The organism is Microbacterium sp. Leaf179 (genome assembly GCF_001423785.1).
Lineage (GTDB): Bacteria > Actinomycetota > Actinomycetes > Actinomycetales > Microbacteriaceae > Microbacterium.
On sequence record NZ_LMPH01000002.1, the window covers coordinates 143,124 to 158,375 of the forward strand.

The following is a 15,252-nucleotide window of genomic DNA, read 5'->3' on the forward strand; positions in this document are numbered from 1 at the left end:
CGAAGCGAGGCACGCCGCCGCGCGCCGTCCCGCCCGCCCGGCCGACGCACGCCCCGTTGAGTGTCCAAGACACGCCGCACCCCGCGCCTCCCGAACGGCGTGTCTCGGACACTCAACGGTCCGAGCGTCGGCGCCGCCGCGGGCCGGGCCGGGCGTCCGCACCGCCGCGGACCGGGCGGACGCGCCCGCACCACCGCAGCCCGGGCACCCGCGCCGCGGAACCCGCCCCGCGTCTCAGCGCACGACGAGCCGCGGCTCCACCAGCACGTGCGCGGCGCCGGCCACGGCCGCGCGGGGGGCGACGATGGTGCCGTTCTCGCCCATGAGCAGGTCGAGGGCTCCGGATGCCACCCGCTCGGGGAGCTGCTCGACGCTCGACAGCCCGAGAGCCTCGACCGCCGGGGTGTTGTCGAAGCCGACGATGACGAGGTCGTCGCGCCCGGCGACGCTGGCGGCGAGATGGGCGCCGATCGCCAGGGAGTCGCTCGCGCAGACGATCGCGCCGATGCCGGGGGTGTCCGCCAGCCCCGCGGCGACGGTGTCGCGGGCTGCGGCGACGTTCTCTTCGACCGTCCAGCGCACCGGCTGGCGCCCGGCGTCGGCGACGGCCTCGCGCCAGCCTCGCTCGCGTTCGTCGCCGGTGCCCGACCCGCGGGGCCAGCCGAGGAACGCCACCGGTCCCGCTCCGTGCTCGACGGCGTGTCGCGTGGCGGCGCGGGTGCCCGCCGCGCCGTCGACGTCGACCCACAGGTGCGCGGGGGCTTCGACGTCGTCTTCCCCCCAGGGGCGACCGAACGAGACGAAGGGGAGGTTCCGCGCCGTCAGCCACCCGGTGCGGGGATCGCCGTGGAACGTTCCGGTCACCACGACGGCGTCGACCTCGCCACCTTCGAGCAGGTCGCCGAGGCGCGCGATCTCTTCTTCCGGGGTGCGCGCGGCGTAGAGCAGGACGCGCATGTCGCGCTCTCCCGCCCGTTCGGTGAGGGCGTGCACGAAACGGTCGAGCACGACGCCCGAGATCCCCCCGGCATAGGGATCGAGGTGGATGCCGATGGTCGAGCTGCGGCGCGTGCGCAGACGCCGGGCCGCGGCGTGCGGCCGGTAGCCGAGCTCGGCGATCGCGGCCTCGACGCGTAGCCGCGTCGACTCGCGCACGATGTCGGGGGTGTTCACGACGTTCGAGACGGTCTGGCGCGAGACGCCCGCGACACGGGCGACGTCGTCGACGGTGGGCGCCTTCGCCATGCGACCCCCTCGCTCGTCGATTCGGGCGGACCGACGCCGTCCAGACCGTCAGCCTAAGCCGCGCGACAACCGCTTGACAGACGCCGCTCCCCCTCCTTACCGTAGTCGCATCACAGTTTGAACGTTCAAACTCTGGCCCTCCGAGCACCACGGAGGGGTCGCATGCCTCATCGAAGGAGAGAGACACATGACACGGCACACTCCCATCCGCCGCGCGCGCACCTGGCTCGGCGCCGGCGCCCTGCTGGCCACCGGCGCCCTCGCGCTGACCGCCTGCGGCTCGGGCTTTTCCGACACCCCCGGCGAGAACCAGGCGTCCGGCAGCGGAAAGCTCAGCCTGCTCATCGGCTCCTCAGGCGACGCCGAGACGAAGGCCGTCACCGATGCCGTCGCCGCCTGGAGCGAGCAGTCCGGCGTCGAGGCCGAGGTGCAGACCGCGAACGACCTGCCCCAGCAGCTCTCGCAGGGCTTCGCCGCCGGTTCCCCGCCCGACCTCTTCTATCTCGCGCCCGAGGCCCTCGCGGGCTACGCCGCCAACGGATCGATCGCGGCCTACGGCGACGACCTGGCGAACAAAGACGACTTCTACCCCTCGCTGGTCGACAACTTCACCGTCGACGGCACCTTTTACTGCGCACCCAAAGACTTCTCGACGCTCGCGCTGATCATCAACGCCGATCTGTGGTCGGCCGCCGGACTCACGGATGCCGACATCCCCACGACGTGGGACGAACTGGCATCCGTCGCGCAGCGCCTCACGGTCGACGGCCGCGTCGGACTCGCGTTCGGCGCCGAGTACCAGCGCGTCGGCGCCTTCATGGCGCAAGCGGGCGGCGGCCTCGTCACCGACGGGCAGGCCACGGCCGACAGCCCCGAGAACGTCGAGGCATTGACCTACGTCAAGACGCACCTGAACGACGGCACCTTCGCCTTCGCGTCCGACGTGGGCGCGGGCTGGGGCGGCGAGGCGCTCGGCACTCAGAAGGCCGCCATGGTCATCGAGGGCAACTGGATCACCGGCGCGATGTCGGCCGACTACCCCGACGTGAACTACACCGTCGCCGAGCTTCCCGCCGGCCCCGGCGGCAAGGGCACCCTCCAGTTCACCAACTGCTGGGGCATGGCCGCCGACGGCGGCAACCAGGAGCAGGCCCGCTCGCTCGTGGAGTACCTCACCGGCACCGACCAGCAGCTGGCGTTCTCGCAGGCCTTCGGCCCGATGCCCTCGATCCAGTCCGCCGCCGACGCGTGGACGAGCGCGAACCCGACGCTGACGGCGTTCCTCGCCGGCGCCGAGTACGCCCAGTTCCCGCCGAACATGGCGGGCGCGGCCGACGTCATCACCGACTTCAACGCCCAGCTCGAGTCGCTGAAGACCGGCGACCCGCAGGCGCTGCTGCAGACGGCGCAGTCCAACCTCGAGGCCATCGTCAAGTAATCGCGCCCACGAAACGCGAACCCCTCATGAGTGCTCTCACCACCGCGTCCCGCCGCGCCGGGTCCCCCTCCTCGGGGATCCGGCGCGGCGAGGCCGCCGCCGGCTGGCTGTTCACCGCCCCCGTGCTGATCATCCTCGGCGTCTTCCTGCTCGTCCCCGTGCTGATGGCGCTGTGGGTGAGCTTCTCGGACTGGACCGGGCGCGGCAGCCCCTTCTCGTCGACCGTCGACTTCGTCGGCGTCGACAACTACGCCGCCGTCACCACCGGCGGGGGTCTGGCCGAACGCGACTTCGGAACGGCCCTGCGCAACAACGGCTGGTACGTGCTGCTGGTCGTGCCCCTGCAGACCGCACTCTCGCTCTTCCTCGCCGTGCTGGTCAACCGGGCGGTCCTGCGCGGTCGCGGGCTGTTCCGCACCGCCTTCTACTTCCCCTCGGTCACGAGCTCGGTGGCCATCACCGTGCTGTGGCTGTTCCTCTTCTCGGCCTCGGGCGCCGTCAACGAGGTGCTGTCGTGGCTCGGCATCAACGGTCCCAACTGGTTCAGCGACCCGTCCGGTGTCGTGCACAACCTTCTCGGCGCCGTCGGCATCACGAGTGGCCCCGCCTTCCTCACCGGCAACACCCTGCTCGGGGTGTCGTGGTGGGACTGGCTCGCGGGTCCCTCGGTGGCGATGTCGGCGTTCATCGTCATGGCCGTGTTCACGACCTCGGGAACCTTCATGCTCCTGTTCATCGCGGGTCTGCAGAACATCGGCGGCGACGTGCAGGAGGCCGCCATGATGGACGGCGCGACCGGATGGCAGCGGTTCTGGCGCGTCACCCTCCCCCAGCTCAAGCCCGTGCTGTTCACAGTGCTGACCCTGGGCCTCATCGGCACGTGGCAGGTGTTCGACCAGATCTACACCGGCACGCAGGGAGGCCCGGGCAAGACGACGCTCACACCCGCGTACCTCAGCTACTCGTCGGCCTTCCTGTCGCAGCAGTGGGGCCAGGGAGCCGCGATCGCCTTCGTGCTGTTCGTCATCATCGTCGCGCTGACGATCCTGCAGCGATTCGTGCTGCGCGACCGTCCCGTCTCGCGGCGCCGCATCCGGCAGTACGAGGTACGCACCGGCACCAAGGGAGGCACGCGATGACCGCCACGGCATCCCCCGCGACCACCGTCCTCGCGGAGCAGCGGATCGAGGGGCCCCGGCGTCCCCGCCGGCACCGCCTGTCGGGCAAGGCCCTGCGCTGGCAGATCGGCCTCTACGTCCTGCTCATCGTGCTCGCCGTCATCTACATCTATCCGTTCCTGGTGCAGGTGGCGACCTCGTTCAAGACGGATGCCGCGGCGGCAGCCGATCCGATCTCGCTCGCGCCGCAGCCCTTCACGTGGGCGGCATACGAGCGCCTGTTCCTGAACTCCGACTTCCCCGTGTGGTTCGGCAACTCCGCCATCGTGACCGTCTTCGTCACCCTGGGCCGCGTGTTCTTCAACTCCCTCGCCGGCTACGCGCTCGCCCGCCTGCAGTTCCGCGGACGCGGTCTCGTGTTCGCCGGACTCGTCGGGGTCATGGCGGTGCCCACGGTGGTGCTGCTGATCCCGAAGTTCCTCGTGATCAACCAACTCGGCATCTACGACTCGTACGCCGGCATGATCCTCCCGCTCCTCGTGGATGCCGCGGGCGTGTTCATCATGAAGAACTTCTTCGAGTCGATCCCCCCGTCCGTCGAGGAGCAGGCGCGCGTCGACGGCGCCGGCACCTTCCGCATCTTCTGGTCGGTCGTGCTGCCCATGGCGCGCCCCGCGCTCATCACGATCGTCATCCTGTCGTTCCAGGGATCGTGGAACGAGCTGAGCCATTTCGTCGTCTCGACCCAGTCCCCCGAGCTGACCACCCTCACCAAGGGCGTCGCCGCCCTCGCGAGCGGTCAGCTCAGCCAGGGCAGCCAGTTCCCCCTCAAACTCGCGGCCGCGGCCATCATGACGATCCCCGTCGCCGTGGTGTTCTTCGTCTTCCAGCGCCGCATCATGAACGCCAGTGAAGGAGCCGTCAAAGAATGACCACCGCCCCCACCACCTCGCCCGCCTCGCGCGTGTCCGGGACGACGGCCACCCCGACTCCTGTGCAGCCCCTGTTGAACGACGCCGTCATCGCGCTCCGCGCTCCCACGCAGGTGTGGTCCGATTCGACCGGCGACATGGGCTCCGCCGCCGTGCACGGGGTCTACCACGGCGATGTGCGGCACGTGCGGTCGCTGACCGCGAGCTGCGACGACTCCCCCGTCGAGTGGATCTCGACGGCTCCCGACGGCGCGTCGCGCATCGTGTTCGGCGGTCTGCTGCGCGCGCTCGACGACGCGACCCCGGATCCCAAGGTGCGACTGCTGCGCGATCGCCGGGTGTCCGACGGGCACCTCAGCGAAACCTGGACCCTGCGCTCGCGCGTCGATCACCCCGTCGTGACGACCCTGCACCTCGCACTCCGTCCCGAGTTCGCGCAACTGCACGAGGTGAAGTCGGGGCACGCGCACCCGCGTCCCGCCGGCATCGAGCTCGCCGGCGATCGGGCGATCGTCGATGCCGGCCCGCAGGGACTCGAGCTGATCGCGCCGGGGGCACGTGTGGCATCCGGGGCCGGCGAGCTCACCGCCCGCTGGGACGTCGAGATCCCCGCTCTCGGATCGGTCGAGGTCGCGTGGACCCTCACCCTGCGCGACGACACCCTCGTCGTCGGCTCGGCCGCGGCGCCCGCGCGGTGGAATGCCGCCGCCGTCGCGCAGACGACCACCGACCCGCGGCTCGGACGGTGGCTGCACACCGCGCTCGACGATCTCGACGCCCTGCGCCTCGTGCTGCCCGAGCACCCCGACGACGAGTTCTTCGCCGCCGGAGCGCCGTGGTTCTTCACGCTCTTCGGCCGCGACTCGATCTGGGCCGCGCGTCTGACGCTGCCGCTGGACCGAGCGATCGCGGAGTCCACGCTGCGCGTGCTCGCGCGGCTGCAGGGCGCCGACGACGACGCGTCGACCGCGCAGGAGCCGGGCAAGATCCTGCACGAGCTGCGCGCCTCGGCGCTCGAGATGCCCGGCGAGGGCATCGTGCTGCCGCCGAAGTACTACGGCAGCGTCGACTCCACGCCCCTGTGGATCTGCCTTCTCGCCGACACCTGGCGCGCCGGCATGCCCGACGCCGAGGTGCGGGAGCTGCTCCCCACGCTGCGCGCCGCGCTCGGCTGGATCCGCGACAGCGGCGACAGCGACGGCGACGGCTTCCTCGACTACATCGACCGCCTGGGCACGGGCCTGTCGAACCAGGGGTGGAAGGACTCCGGCGACTCGATCCAGTGGCGCGACGGGCGACTCGCCGAGGGGCCGATCGCGCTCTGCGAGGTGCAGGCCTATGCCTACGAGGCGGCTCTCGCCGGTGCCGACCTGCTCGACACGCTCGGGAGCGAGTCGGATGCCAGCGAGGCGGCGTTCTGGCGCGGATGGGCGGCCGATCTGAAGGCGCGGTTCGCCGAGAGCTACTGGGTCGAGACTCCCGAGGGCCGGTACCCCGCCGTCGCGCTCGACCGCGACAAGAAGCCCGTCGACACCCTCACCAGCAACATCGGGCATCTGCTGGGGACCGGCATCCTCTCACCCGACGATGAGGCGCACGTCGCGGGGCTGCTCCGCGGCGAGAGCATGTCGAGCGGGTACGGCGTCCGCACGATGTCGACCGCGGCCGCGGGCTACTGGCCGCTGTCGTACCACGGGGGCAGCGTGTGGGTGCACGACACCGCGATCGCCGCCCACGGCATGCTGCGCGCCGGGCTCCGCGCCGACGCGCGGGCGGTCGTCGAGGGGCTGCTCGACGCGGCCGAGGGCTTCGCCTACCGCGTGCCCGAGCTGCACTCCGGCGACCCGCGCACCCATTCGTCGGTGCCGACGCCGTACCCCGCGGCGTGCCGCCCCCAGGCCTGGTCGGCCGCCGCCGCGGTGGTGTGCCTGGCCGCGCTCACGACCTCGCCCGGAGCCTAGCCGCCGGGCGGCGGCGGCCTCCCCCGACCGCCGTCGTCCGGCCTTTCGACACGTCGCGCGACCCGACGCTCTCAGGCGACCCGCGTCACCGTGCCGCCGGTGAGTCCAACCAGCTCGTCGAACGTCAGGGGGAACACCGTGTGCGGGGTGCCGCCCGCCGCCCAGATCTCGGCGAACTCCACGAGCGCCTCATCGACGATCGTCGTCAGCGGGGCCGGGTGCCCGGTGGGGGCGACGCCCCCGATGGGCTGCCCCGTGGCCGCGAGCACCTGATCGGGCGTCGCCCGGCGGATGCTCCCGCGCCCGAGCCGCTCCGCCAGCGCCGTCGTGTCCACGCGGTGCGCGCCGCTCGTCATCACCAGCAGCGGCTCGTCGTCGCTCCAGAACACGAGGCTGTTGGCGATCGCCCCCACCTCGATGTCGAGCGCGGCCGCCGCGAGCGCGGCCGTGGAAGCGGCATCCGGAAGCACGATGATCGCCCCCTCGATGCCCGCGGCCTCGAGTGAGGCGGCGACGAGACGGCTGCGAGCGGGAAGGGCGTGATTCATGGCGTCAGCCTAGGTGTTCCCCCTCGCTCCCCCGCGAGAGCACACGGTCCGCGCGAGGTCGCACCTCCTCGCGGGTGCTCTCGCGCCGATCGTGGGCTCTCGGCATCCGCTGCGCGACGCACTCGCGCAGGCCGCACTCGCGCACGCCGCGGGCCCGGGTCACAATGGAGGGTGGATGCCGCAACGCCGCGGCACCCGCTGAGTACCGCCCACAAGGCGGTCGACGACAAGGAACGCGATGACCCACGCCCTCCCCCTGCCCGATTTCACGCACGAACGCGTGGAGGTGATCACGGGGCGGCGCAGCGGTCTGCTCGTCGCCGTCGCCCTCCACTCCTCGGCTCTCGGCTCCGCTCTCGGCGGCGCGCGACTGTGGACCTACCCGTCGTGGACCGACGCGGTCGGCGACGCGCTGCGCCTGTCCGCCGCCATGACGCTGAAGAACGCGGCCGCCGGTCTCGACGCCGGCGGGGGTAAGTCGGTGATCGGCCTTCCCGAGGGGACGGTGCTCGACACCGACCGGCGCCGTGCCGCCTTCCTCGACCTGGGTGACGCCGTCGAGAGCCTCGACGGGCTGTACCGCACCGCCGAAGACGTGGGATCCACGACCGAAGACATGCTCACCGTCAGCGAGCGCACCGCGCACGTGGTGGGTCTCCCCGACTCCGTCGGAGGCTCCGGCGAACCCGCCGGCCCCACGAGCTCGGGCGTCTACGCCTCGCTCATCGCCACCCTGGAGCGTGCGGTGGGCACCGGCGACGTCGCGGGACGCCGCATCACGATCGCCGGCCTCGGCCAGGTCGGCGGCCGACTGGCCCAACGCCTGGCGTCGGAGCACGCCGCCCTGACCGTCACCGACGTCGATCCCGCCAAACGCGCCCGGGCAGCCGAGCTCGGTGCCGCCTGGGTCGAGCCGGGCGAGGCGCACCTGGTTCCGGCCGACGTGTTCGTGCCGGCCGGCATCGGTGGAGTGCTCACCGACGACGTCATCGACGCGCTCGACGCGCGCGCGGTGTGCGGTCCGGCGAACAACCCCCTGGCCGAGCGCGCGGGGGCGGAGCGGTTGTCCCGCCGCGGGATCCTCTACGCCCCCGACTTCGTCGTGAACGCGGGCGGCGTGATCTACCTCGACCTCGTGGCCAAGCGACGCGGCACCCTCGACGAGATCATGGGGCGCGTCGCCGGCATCGGCGACACCCTCCGCCGCGTCTTCGACGAGGCCGAGGCCCGCGGGGTGACCCCTCTGGCCGCCGCCGAGGGTCTGGCCGCCGAACGACTTTCCGTCGGAGCGGGCGCCGCAGCTCCGGTGTGAACGAAAAAGAATCCGGATGCCGCGGTCTCGCGGCATCCGGATTCTTTTCGGAAAAGGTCAGTGCGCGGCGTCGTAGGCCTCGAGAATTGTCGTCGAGATGCGCCCGCGCGCATTGATGTCGTGGCCGTTCTTTGCGGCCCAGGTGCGCACGTCGACGAGATCCCGTGACGATGTCGCCCGTCCGCGGGTAACACGGCGGCCACTCGGCGACGGCGACCCGACGGAACGACCCGCGGCGATGAAAGGCGCAAAAGCGTCACGGAGGGTCTGCGCGTTTTCAGCGGAAAGGTCGAGTTCGTAAGCCCGGCCGTCGAGGGAGAAACGAACCGTGTCCCCGTCGTCGAGAACCGTGCCGTCGAGATCGTCGATCAACTGGGTGATCTGCTTTTTAGCCATGCCGTCATCCTAAGTCGGGATTCCCGGGTGATCCGGTGTCTGCTATTGCAGATTCACCCGCCGGATCATCCGCTTTCATCGGGTCGATGAAGTGAGCGGACCACCCTCGACGGCCACGATGCGATGGTCGTCGTCGTGCGTCAGCTCGGTACCGAGGAATTGCGCATCCTGCGGCAACTGCAACGTGAATCGGGCGAACGCGGCCACGCGCAGACGGGCCGATTCCAGCTGCACCTCGAGAACATGGCCGCCCACGAGCCGGTCGTCGCTGAGGAAATGCAGGTGCAGACCCGCCACCGTGATGCCCTGATAGATGCGGGGCATCCAGAAGCCCACGAGCGAGCCGGCGCGGTCGGTGGTCACGGTCTCGATCTGCTCCGCCGCCACCTCGGCGAGCGGCCGGAAGGGCGCCTCCTGCCGCCGCGTGACGCGCGTCTTCACGCGGGAGACGACTCCGTCGAGGCGAACGACGTGGAACAGATTGCGGCTCGCCAGCCGTGCGTCGACCGTGTCGCCGATCCCGTCGAGATCGAGGCCCTCGACCTCCGCGGTCGCCGCGTCCGCCAGGGTGCAGACGTCGACGAACGGCAGCACCTCGCCGTCGTCCATCAGCCGGGGCGGGCCGTCGGTCGTGCACTCGAAGAGCTGTCCGTCGAGAACGACGACCTCACCGCCGAGGCCTTCGCAGCAGCCGATCCCGGTGTCGCCGAGAAGGCGCACGTCGGGAACGGCGATGCCCGACGAATAGACGCCGCCCAGAAGCGCATCGAGAACGGCGAATTGCGTGACCGACGTCGACGCGATCGGCGCCGTCCTCGAGGCGGATCCGGCCGATGTCAATTCAGGAATGGGCTTCCGTGTAGGCGTCGAGAACCGTCGCGGGAACACGGCCGCGGTCGCTCACGGTGTGTCCGTTCGCGCGCGCCCATTCACGAACGGCACCGAGATCGACGTCGTTCGCGCGGCGGGCCGTACGCGTGCGACGCGTGGTCGACGCGCCTCGCGATGCCGAACGCGCGGCGTCGACGAAAGGAGCGATCGCCGAATAGAACTTGTCGGCATTTCGGTCGGAGAGGTCGATTTCGTACGTACGACCTTCGAGAGAGAAAGTGATCTGCTTTCCCTGTCCTTCTTCGAGGACGGAACCGTCGAGATCGTCGACGAGGTGCGTAATGTGCTTGAGAGCCATAATACGAAAAACTTTACACCCGCATTCCCTGTATTCCTCACCGCGCGCGCGACGTGCTACACCCTCCGGCGTTCCCGCGGGGACGCTAGGCGCAACGGCGAAGACGGTACTACTCTCCGTGGGTGGTGTTCGCTCCCCGAGCACCACCCGAGACAGAGGAAGCACCGCGTGAGCCTTTTCCGTACGAAATCGGTGGAGCAGTCCATCGCCGATACCGACGAGCCCGAGTTCCGGCTGAAGAAATCCCTGACCGCGGTCGACCTCACCGTGTTCGGCGTGGGCGTCGTGATCGGTGCCGGCATCTTCACCCTCACCGGTCGCGTCGCGCACGACGTCGCCGGCCCCGCCGTGGTCATCAGCTTCATCGTCGCCGCGATCGCGTGCGGCCTGGCGGCCATGTGCTACGCCGAGTTCGCCTCGACGGTGCCGGTCTCGGGATCGGCCTACACCTTCTCGTACGCCTCGCTGGGCGAGCTGTTCGCCTGGATCATCGGCTGGGACCTCATCCTCGAGATGTTCCTCGGAGCGAGCGTCGTCGCGCAGGGCTGGAGCGCCTACCTCGGCACCTTCCTGCAGCAGATCGGCATCACGCTGCCGGCGGAGCTCTCGTACGGCGGTGTCGTCGACCTGCCCGCGATCCTGCTCGTCATCGTCTTGGGCGGTCTGATGACCCTCGGCATCAAGGAGTCGCTCCGCGTCAACATGGTGCTGGTCGCGGTCAAGCTGTTCATCGTGCTGTTCGTGATCATCGCGGGCATCATGTTCATCAACCCCGCCAACTACAGCCCCTTCGTCCCGGAATCGGTCCCGACCGAGTCGGCGTCGGGCCTCACGCAGCCGCTGCTGCAGTTCCTGTCGGGTCTGGAGCCCGCCACGTTCGGCGTCGGCGGCATCTTGGCGGGTGCGGCCCTGGTGTTCTTCGCCTACATCGGCTTCGACGTCGTCGCCACCACCGCCGAAGAGACCAAGCGGCCCCAGCGCGACCTGCCGATCGGCATCATCGCGTCGCTGGTGATCTGCACGATCCTCTACTGCGCCGTCGCGATCGTCGTCACCGGCATGGTGCCCTACGACCAGCTCAACCCGGCGGCGGCCCTGGCCAACGCCTTCGCGTTCCACGGACAGACGTGGATGGCCACCGTGATCGCTGCGGGAGCCGTCGCGGGCCTCACCACCGTGGTGCTGACGCTGATGATCGGCGCGACCCGCATCATCTTCGCGATGTCGCGCGACCGCCTGCTGCCCGGCAAACTGGCGAAGGTTCACCCCCGCTTCCGTACGCCGTGGGTGATTTCCGTCATCGTCACGGCCATCGTCGCGGTGGTCGCCGGGTTCACTCCCATCGGCGTCCTCGAAGAAATGGTGAACATCGGCACCCTGTCGGCGTTCGTGCTCGTGTCGGTCGGCGTCATCGTGCTGCGCCGCAACCGTCCCGACCTCAAGCGCGGTTTCCGTGTGCCGTTCAACCCCGTGCTCCCGATCCTCTCGGCGCTCATCTGCACGTACCTCATGCTCAACCTCTCGGTCGAGACCTGGCTGCGCTTCCTCATCTGGCTGGCCATCGGGTTCGCGATCTACTTCGCGTACTCGCGCCGTCATTCGCGCCTGGCGACGGGCGCTCCCCTCGACCCGTCGAAGCCCCGCGTGGTCTCGCCGCCGAAGGAGTAATCCCCTCGCGACACCGGATGCCACGACCCCGCCGTCCGTGCACGGCCGGGGTCGTGGCATCCGTCGTTCACCCGGTCGGAGCCATACATCGACGAAACACGCGCACCCCTAGGGTGAGAGAAATCGCGTCGTCGACGACGGTTCCGACATCCGGGGGGCTTCATGGGGATCGCACGCACGTGGGTCTTTCCGATTCTGCGCATCCTTCTCGTGGCGATCCTCGCGGTCGCCCTGGTGAAGCTGGCGTTCTTCCCCGATCGGCCCGCCGACGCGGCCCCGGCCGAACCGACCGGCGCGATCGTCGAGCCCCGCGTGGTGGCCGCCCTCGGCACGATCACCAACGACGTCGTCATGAAGGCGACCGTCTCGGCCGATGCCGCGGTGCCACTGAAGTCCACCGCCGCCGGAACGGTGAACAAGATCTTCATCGCCCAGGGGTCGCAGGTCAACGCCGGCGACGTGGTCTTCGACGTCAAGGTGCCGATCGAGCGCGACCCCGCCGACAGCGTGGATGCCGAAGGCAAGCCCAAGCCGGCCATCTTCCGGTGGGAGAACGTCACGGCGCCCGCCGGCGGCACCCTCAGCGCCCTCAGCGTCATCTCGGGCCAAGAGGTCACGATCGGCGCGGTCGCGGGCAACGTCGCGCCGCCGAGCTACTCGGTGTCGGGCACCCTGGAGCCGGCCCAGCAGTACCGGCTGCTCAACCGCCCCACCGAGGCCACCGTCACGATCACCGGCGGTCCCGCCGCCTTCACGTGCGGCAACCTGCGCATCACGACCCCGCTCGCCGGCAGCGGCGGCGGAGAGTCCCCGACGTCGGGGACCGAGGGCGCGGCGGCCGGCACGGGCGCCTCGGGCGCCTCGACCACCGCGACCTGCGGGGTTCCGGGCGAGGTGACGGTGTTCTCGGGGCTCGCGGCCGAGATGACCATCGCGGGCGGCCGCGCCGAGAACGTGCTGCTGGTGCCCACGACCGCCGTGCGGGGTGCGGCGCAGAGCGGTACGGTCTGGGTGAGCGCCGCCGATGGCAGCACCGAAGAACGCGCCGTCGCCCTCGGACTCACCGACGGCACCCAGGTGCAGATCACCCAGGGTCTTGCCGAGGGCGAGGAGATCCTCGAGTTCGCGCCCGGTGCCCTCGCCGCCGGGAACGAGGGGTGCACCACCTACCCCGACGGCTCGATGTTCTGCGAACCGGCGCCGGCCGGATGAGCCTGCTCGCGCTGCGCGAGGTCACCCGCACGGTGATCCCGCAGGATCAGCCCGCCCTGACGATCCTGTCGGGCGTCGATCTGACCATCGAGCCCGGCGACCACGTGTCGATCGTCGGTCGCTCCGGGTCGGGCAAGTCGACGCTCCTGAACCTGCTCGGTCTGCTCGACCAGCCCACCAGCGGTGAGATCACCTTCGACGACAAGCCCGTCCGCGCTCTATCGGCGGCGCGACGCGACCGACTGCGCGGGGCAGCGGTCGGCTTCGTCTTCCAGCAGTTCAACCTGCTGCCCGGCCGCACGGCGCTCGAGAACGTGACCATGCCGCTGCTGTACTCGACCGGCCGCACCTTCTGGCGTCGCAAGAGGATCGCCGCCGAGATGCTCGAGCTCGTCGGGCTCGAGCACCGGCTGAACAGCATGCCCGACCGCCTGTCGGGCGGAGAGCAGCAGCGCGTCGCGATCGCACGCTCGCTCGTGCGCGGGCCGCGCCTCATCCTTGCGGACGAACCTACCGGGGCTCTCGACCTCGACACCGGGCAGAGCGTGATGGAGCTCATCGACGACGTCGCCACCCGGACGGGCGCCGCGCAGGTCGTCATCACCCACGACCCGATGATCGCGCGACGCGCCCGTCGGCACTTCCGTCTCGATCGCGGCATCCTCACCCCCGTCGACGACCCGACTCTCGAGCCGCTGACGCGCCGCGACCGCAAAGATATGGCGCCCGGTGCGGGTGCCGCGGCCCTCGTCCTCGCCGACCCTGCGGCCGCGCACGCCGACGACGGGGCCGCCCCGACCGACGCCGACGCCCTCGCCGACCTGGGGTTCGCGCCCGATGCGCCCCTCCGCGTCGAGCCCTCCGCCCCGCCCGTCGCCACGGCATCCGGTGACGCGTCCGAGCAGGAAGACGCCTGATGCGCGCGCTGACCGCCCTCGTGGGCGCCCTGCTCGAAGCCTGGCAAGAGGTGCGGGTCCACCGCACGCGCGTGCTGCTGTCGCTCATCGGCGTCGCCGTCGCCGTCTGCTCGCTCACCACGGTGGTCGCCCTCGGCGCCATCGTGCAGCAGGCCAACCAAGAGCTCAGCGAGCGCTCGAGCGGCCGGCCGGCCACCCTGTACGTCCAGGCGTATCGCACCGACGGGTCCGCCCTCGACGCGGCGGCGATGGACACCGCCTGGTCGGAGGTCGTCGACCGCTACCAGGTGTCGTACGCCAGCCGCGTGCAGAGCATCCAGCAGCTCGTGCCCTTCTCGACCGGTGCCGCGCAGGTCGCGACGCAGGCCGTCGATCAGCCCTACGGCGAGATGCACCGCGTGCGCATGCTCGAGGGCGAGTGGTTCACGTCGGCGGATGCCGCACAGCTGGCCCCGCAGCTCATCGTCAACGAGGTCTTCTGGGACCGCATGGGACGCCCGCCCCTCGAGAGCCACCCCCTCGTGGCTCTGGGCGGTCAAGGCGTGCCGAACGCCGCATCCGGGATTCCCGCGGGCGGGGTGACCGCCGTCGTCGTCGGCGTCACCCCGGCGGCGGACTACGAGGTGGAGCCCTCGATGTTCATGCTCGCCGGGCAACTGCAGGCGATGCAGGACGCCGCGACCGGGGAGCGCGGATCGTCGGCCGTCGCCGTCGATCCGTACGGCGGCGGAGCCCCGCAGACGCAGTACGAGATGTGGATCCCCCCGGAGCTCGCCGACCAGCTGACGACCCTCATCAAGCGCGACCTCGCGGGCTCCCTCGGCGAGGGAGTCGAGGTCAACGCCAACCGTCAGGACTGGGCGCAGTACGGTGACGATCCGTTCCTCGTGACCAAGATGGTGGTCATCGGCATCGCGGTGCTCGTGCTTCTGCTCGGCGCCCTGGGTCTGGTGAACATCGCGCTCGTGACGGTGAAGCAGCGCGTGCGCGAGATCGGCATCCGACGCAGCTTCGGTGCGACGGCCGGTCGCGTGTTCTTCGCGGTCATGATGGAGAGCGTCGTCGCCACCGTGGTCGCCGGCGCGGTGGGGGTCGCGGTGTCGATCATCGCCGTGCAGTCCCCCGCGATGCGCGATCTCATCGGACAGGGCATGGTCAGCGATTTCCCGCCGTTCCCCGTGGATGCCGCGATCACCGGCCTCATCGCCGCCACCGCCGTGGGGGCCCTCGCGGGGCTGCTACCCGCGCTGGTGGCGGTGCGGGTGCGGGTGATCGACGCGATCCGCTACTGAACGCACGGTCGAACCGAATGCTGC

14 protein-coding genes are annotated in these 15,252 nt (G+C 70.6%); 9 read left to right on the forward strand and 5 right to left on the reverse strand.

Going from position 1 to position 15,252, the window contains the following annotated elements; translation table 11 throughout:
- Nucleotides 1–234: 234 nt before the first annotated feature.
- Nucleotides 235–1,245, reverse strand: coding sequence for a LacI family DNA-binding transcriptional regulator (locus tag ASF96_RS08190; protein WP_055937998.1), 1,011 nt, complete (start codon nucleotides 1,243–1,245; stop codon nucleotides 235–237).
- Between the two features lie 187 nt (nucleotides 1,246–1,432).
- Here ASF96_RS08190 and ASF96_RS08195 point away from each other — a divergent pair, with 187 nt between their 5' ends.
- Genes ASF96_RS08195 through ASF96_RS08210 form a run of 4 tightly spaced genes read left to right on the forward strand, consistent with a single transcriptional unit; the run spans nucleotide 1,433 to nucleotide 6,694 of the window.
- Entirely contained in the window at nucleotides 1,433–2,683 is a 1,251-nt protein-coding gene (locus tag ASF96_RS08195; protein ID WP_055938000.1) for a sugar ABC transporter substrate-binding protein, read from the forward strand.
- 26 nt (nucleotides 2,684–2,709) lie between these two features.
- On the forward strand, nucleotides 2,710–3,822 hold the full coding sequence (locus ASF96_RS08200) for a carbohydrate ABC transporter permease (protein WP_055938003.1): 1,113 nt from the start codon (nucleotides 2,710–2,712) through the stop codon (nucleotides 3,820–3,822).
- Entirely contained in the window at nucleotides 3,819–4,733 is a 915-nt protein-coding gene (locus ASF96_RS08205) for a carbohydrate ABC transporter permease (RefSeq protein WP_055838073.1), read from the forward strand. The genes ASF96_RS08200 and ASF96_RS08205 overlap by 4 nt, the downstream gene beginning before the upstream one ends.
- Entirely contained in the window at nucleotides 4,730–6,694 is a 1,965-nt protein-coding gene (locus tag ASF96_RS08210; RefSeq protein ID WP_082509477.1) for a glycogen debranching N-terminal domain-containing protein, read from the forward strand. The genes ASF96_RS08205 and ASF96_RS08210 overlap by 4 nt, the downstream gene beginning before the upstream one ends.
- A gap of 71 nt (nucleotides 6,695–6,765) precedes the next feature.
- Here ASF96_RS08210 and ASF96_RS08215 read toward each other — a convergent pair whose 3' ends face one another.
- On the reverse strand, nucleotides 6,766–7,242 hold the full coding sequence (locus ASF96_RS08215; protein WP_055938006.1) for a YbaK/EbsC family protein: 477 nt from the start codon (nucleotides 7,240–7,242) through the stop codon (nucleotides 6,766–6,768).
- Nucleotides 7,243–7,480: 238 nt separating this feature from the next.
- On the opposite strand from ASF96_RS08215, the gene ASF96_RS08220 reads away from it, so the two are divergent.
- Nucleotides 7,481–8,554 carry a Glu/Leu/Phe/Val dehydrogenase family protein gene (locus ASF96_RS08220; RefSeq protein ID WP_055938008.1) on the forward strand — a complete coding sequence of 358 codons (1,074 nt, stop codon included), beginning with the start codon at nucleotides 7,481–7,483 and terminating at the stop codon, nucleotides 8,552–8,554.
- Nucleotides 8,555–8,611: 57 nt separating this feature from the next.
- On the opposite strand, the gene ASF96_RS08225 is transcribed toward ASF96_RS08220, so the two are convergent.
- From ASF96_RS08225 to ASF96_RS08235, 3 genes are all read right to left on the reverse strand, one after another.
- Nucleotides 8,612–8,950, reverse strand: a complete 339-nt coding sequence (locus ASF96_RS08225) for a histone-like nucleoid-structuring protein Lsr2 (protein WP_055838082.1) — start codon at nucleotides 8,948–8,950, stop codon at nucleotides 8,612–8,614.
- A 75-nt stretch (nucleotides 8,951–9,025) separates the two neighbouring features.
- The gene (locus ASF96_RS08230) at nucleotides 9,026–9,790 is read right to left on the reverse strand and encodes an acetolactate decarboxylase (protein WP_055938011.1); all 765 of its coding nucleotides are present in this window, start codon (nucleotides 9,788–9,790) and stop codon (nucleotides 9,026–9,028) included.
- Nucleotide 9,791: 1 nt separating this feature from the next.
- A complete protein-coding gene (locus ASF96_RS08235) occupies nucleotides 9,792–10,139 on the reverse strand; it encodes a histone-like nucleoid-structuring protein Lsr2 (RefSeq protein ID WP_055938014.1) in 348 nt (115 codons plus the stop codon).
- A gap of 168 nt (nucleotides 10,140–10,307) precedes the next feature.
- Between ASF96_RS08235 and ASF96_RS08240 the strand changes: the two genes are divergently transcribed.
- From ASF96_RS08240 to ASF96_RS08255, 4 genes are all read left to right on the forward strand, one after another.
- Nucleotides 10,308–11,807 carry an amino acid permease gene (locus ASF96_RS08240; RefSeq protein ID WP_055838090.1) on the forward strand — a complete coding sequence of 500 codons (1,500 nt, stop codon included), beginning with the start codon at nucleotides 10,308–10,310 and terminating at the stop codon, nucleotides 11,805–11,807.
- Nucleotides 11,808–11,969: 162 nt separating this feature from the next.
- On the forward strand, nucleotides 11,970–13,019 hold the full coding sequence (locus ASF96_RS08245; protein WP_055938017.1) for an efflux RND transporter periplasmic adaptor subunit: 1,050 nt from the start codon (nucleotides 11,970–11,972) through the stop codon (nucleotides 13,017–13,019).
- Nucleotides 13,016–13,936, forward strand: a complete 921-nt coding sequence (locus ASF96_RS08250) for an ABC transporter ATP-binding protein (RefSeq protein ID WP_082509478.1) — start codon at nucleotides 13,016–13,018, stop codon at nucleotides 13,934–13,936. The genes ASF96_RS08245 and ASF96_RS08250 overlap by 4 nt, the downstream gene beginning before the upstream one ends.
- The gene (locus tag ASF96_RS08255; protein ID WP_055838096.1) at nucleotides 13,936–15,228 is read left to right on the forward strand and encodes an ABC transporter permease; all 1,293 of its coding nucleotides are present in this window, start codon (nucleotides 13,936–13,938) and stop codon (nucleotides 15,226–15,228) included. The genes ASF96_RS08250 and ASF96_RS08255 overlap by 1 nt, the downstream gene beginning before the upstream one ends.
- Nucleotides 15,229–15,252: the final 24 nt, after the last annotated feature.

Excerpts from the sequence above, each read along its gene's own strand:
- ASF96_RS08190 (WP_055937998.1), bottom strand. The coding sequence starts at position 1,245 with ATGGCGAAGGCGCCCACCGTCGACGACGTCGCCCGTGTCGCGGGCGTC.
- ASF96_RS08195 (WP_055938000.1), top strand. The coding sequence starts at position 1,433 with ATGACACGGCACACTCCCATCCGCCGCGCGCGCACCTGGCTCGGCGCC.
- ASF96_RS08200 (WP_055938003.1), top strand. The coding sequence starts at position 2,710 with ATGAGTGCTCTCACCACCGCGTCCCGCCGCGCCGGGTCCCCCTCCTCG.
- ASF96_RS08205 (WP_055838073.1), top strand. The coding sequence starts at position 3,819 with ATGACCGCCACGGCATCCCCCGCGACCACCGTCCTCGCGGAGCAGCGG.
- ASF96_RS08210 (WP_082509477.1), top strand. The coding sequence starts at position 4,730 with ATGACCACCGCCCCCACCACCTCGCCCGCCTCGCGCGTGTCCGGGACG.
- ASF96_RS08215 (WP_055938006.1), bottom strand. The coding sequence starts at position 7,242 with ATGAATCACGCCCTTCCCGCTCGCAGCCGTCTCGTCGCCGCCTCACTC.
- ASF96_RS08220 (WP_055938008.1), top strand. The coding sequence starts at position 7,481 with ATGACCCACGCCCTCCCCCTGCCCGATTTCACGCACGAACGCGTGGAG.
- ASF96_RS08225 (WP_055838082.1), bottom strand. The coding sequence starts at position 8,950 with ATGGCTAAAAAGCAGATCACCCAGTTGATCGACGATCTCGACGGCACG.
- ASF96_RS08235 (WP_055938014.1), bottom strand. The coding sequence starts at position 10,139 with ATGGCTCTCAAGCACATTACGCACCTCGTCGACGATCTCGACGGTTCC.
- ASF96_RS08245 (WP_055938017.1), top strand. The coding sequence starts at position 11,970 with ATGGGGATCGCACGCACGTGGGTCTTTCCGATTCTGCGCATCCTTCTC.
- ASF96_RS08250 (WP_082509478.1), top strand. The coding sequence starts at position 13,016 with ATGAGCCTGCTCGCGCTGCGCGAGGTCACCCGCACGGTGATCCCGCAG.
- ASF96_RS08255 (WP_055838096.1), top strand. The coding sequence starts at position 13,936 with ATGCGCGCGCTGACCGCCCTCGTGGGCGCCCTGCTCGAAGCCTGGCAA.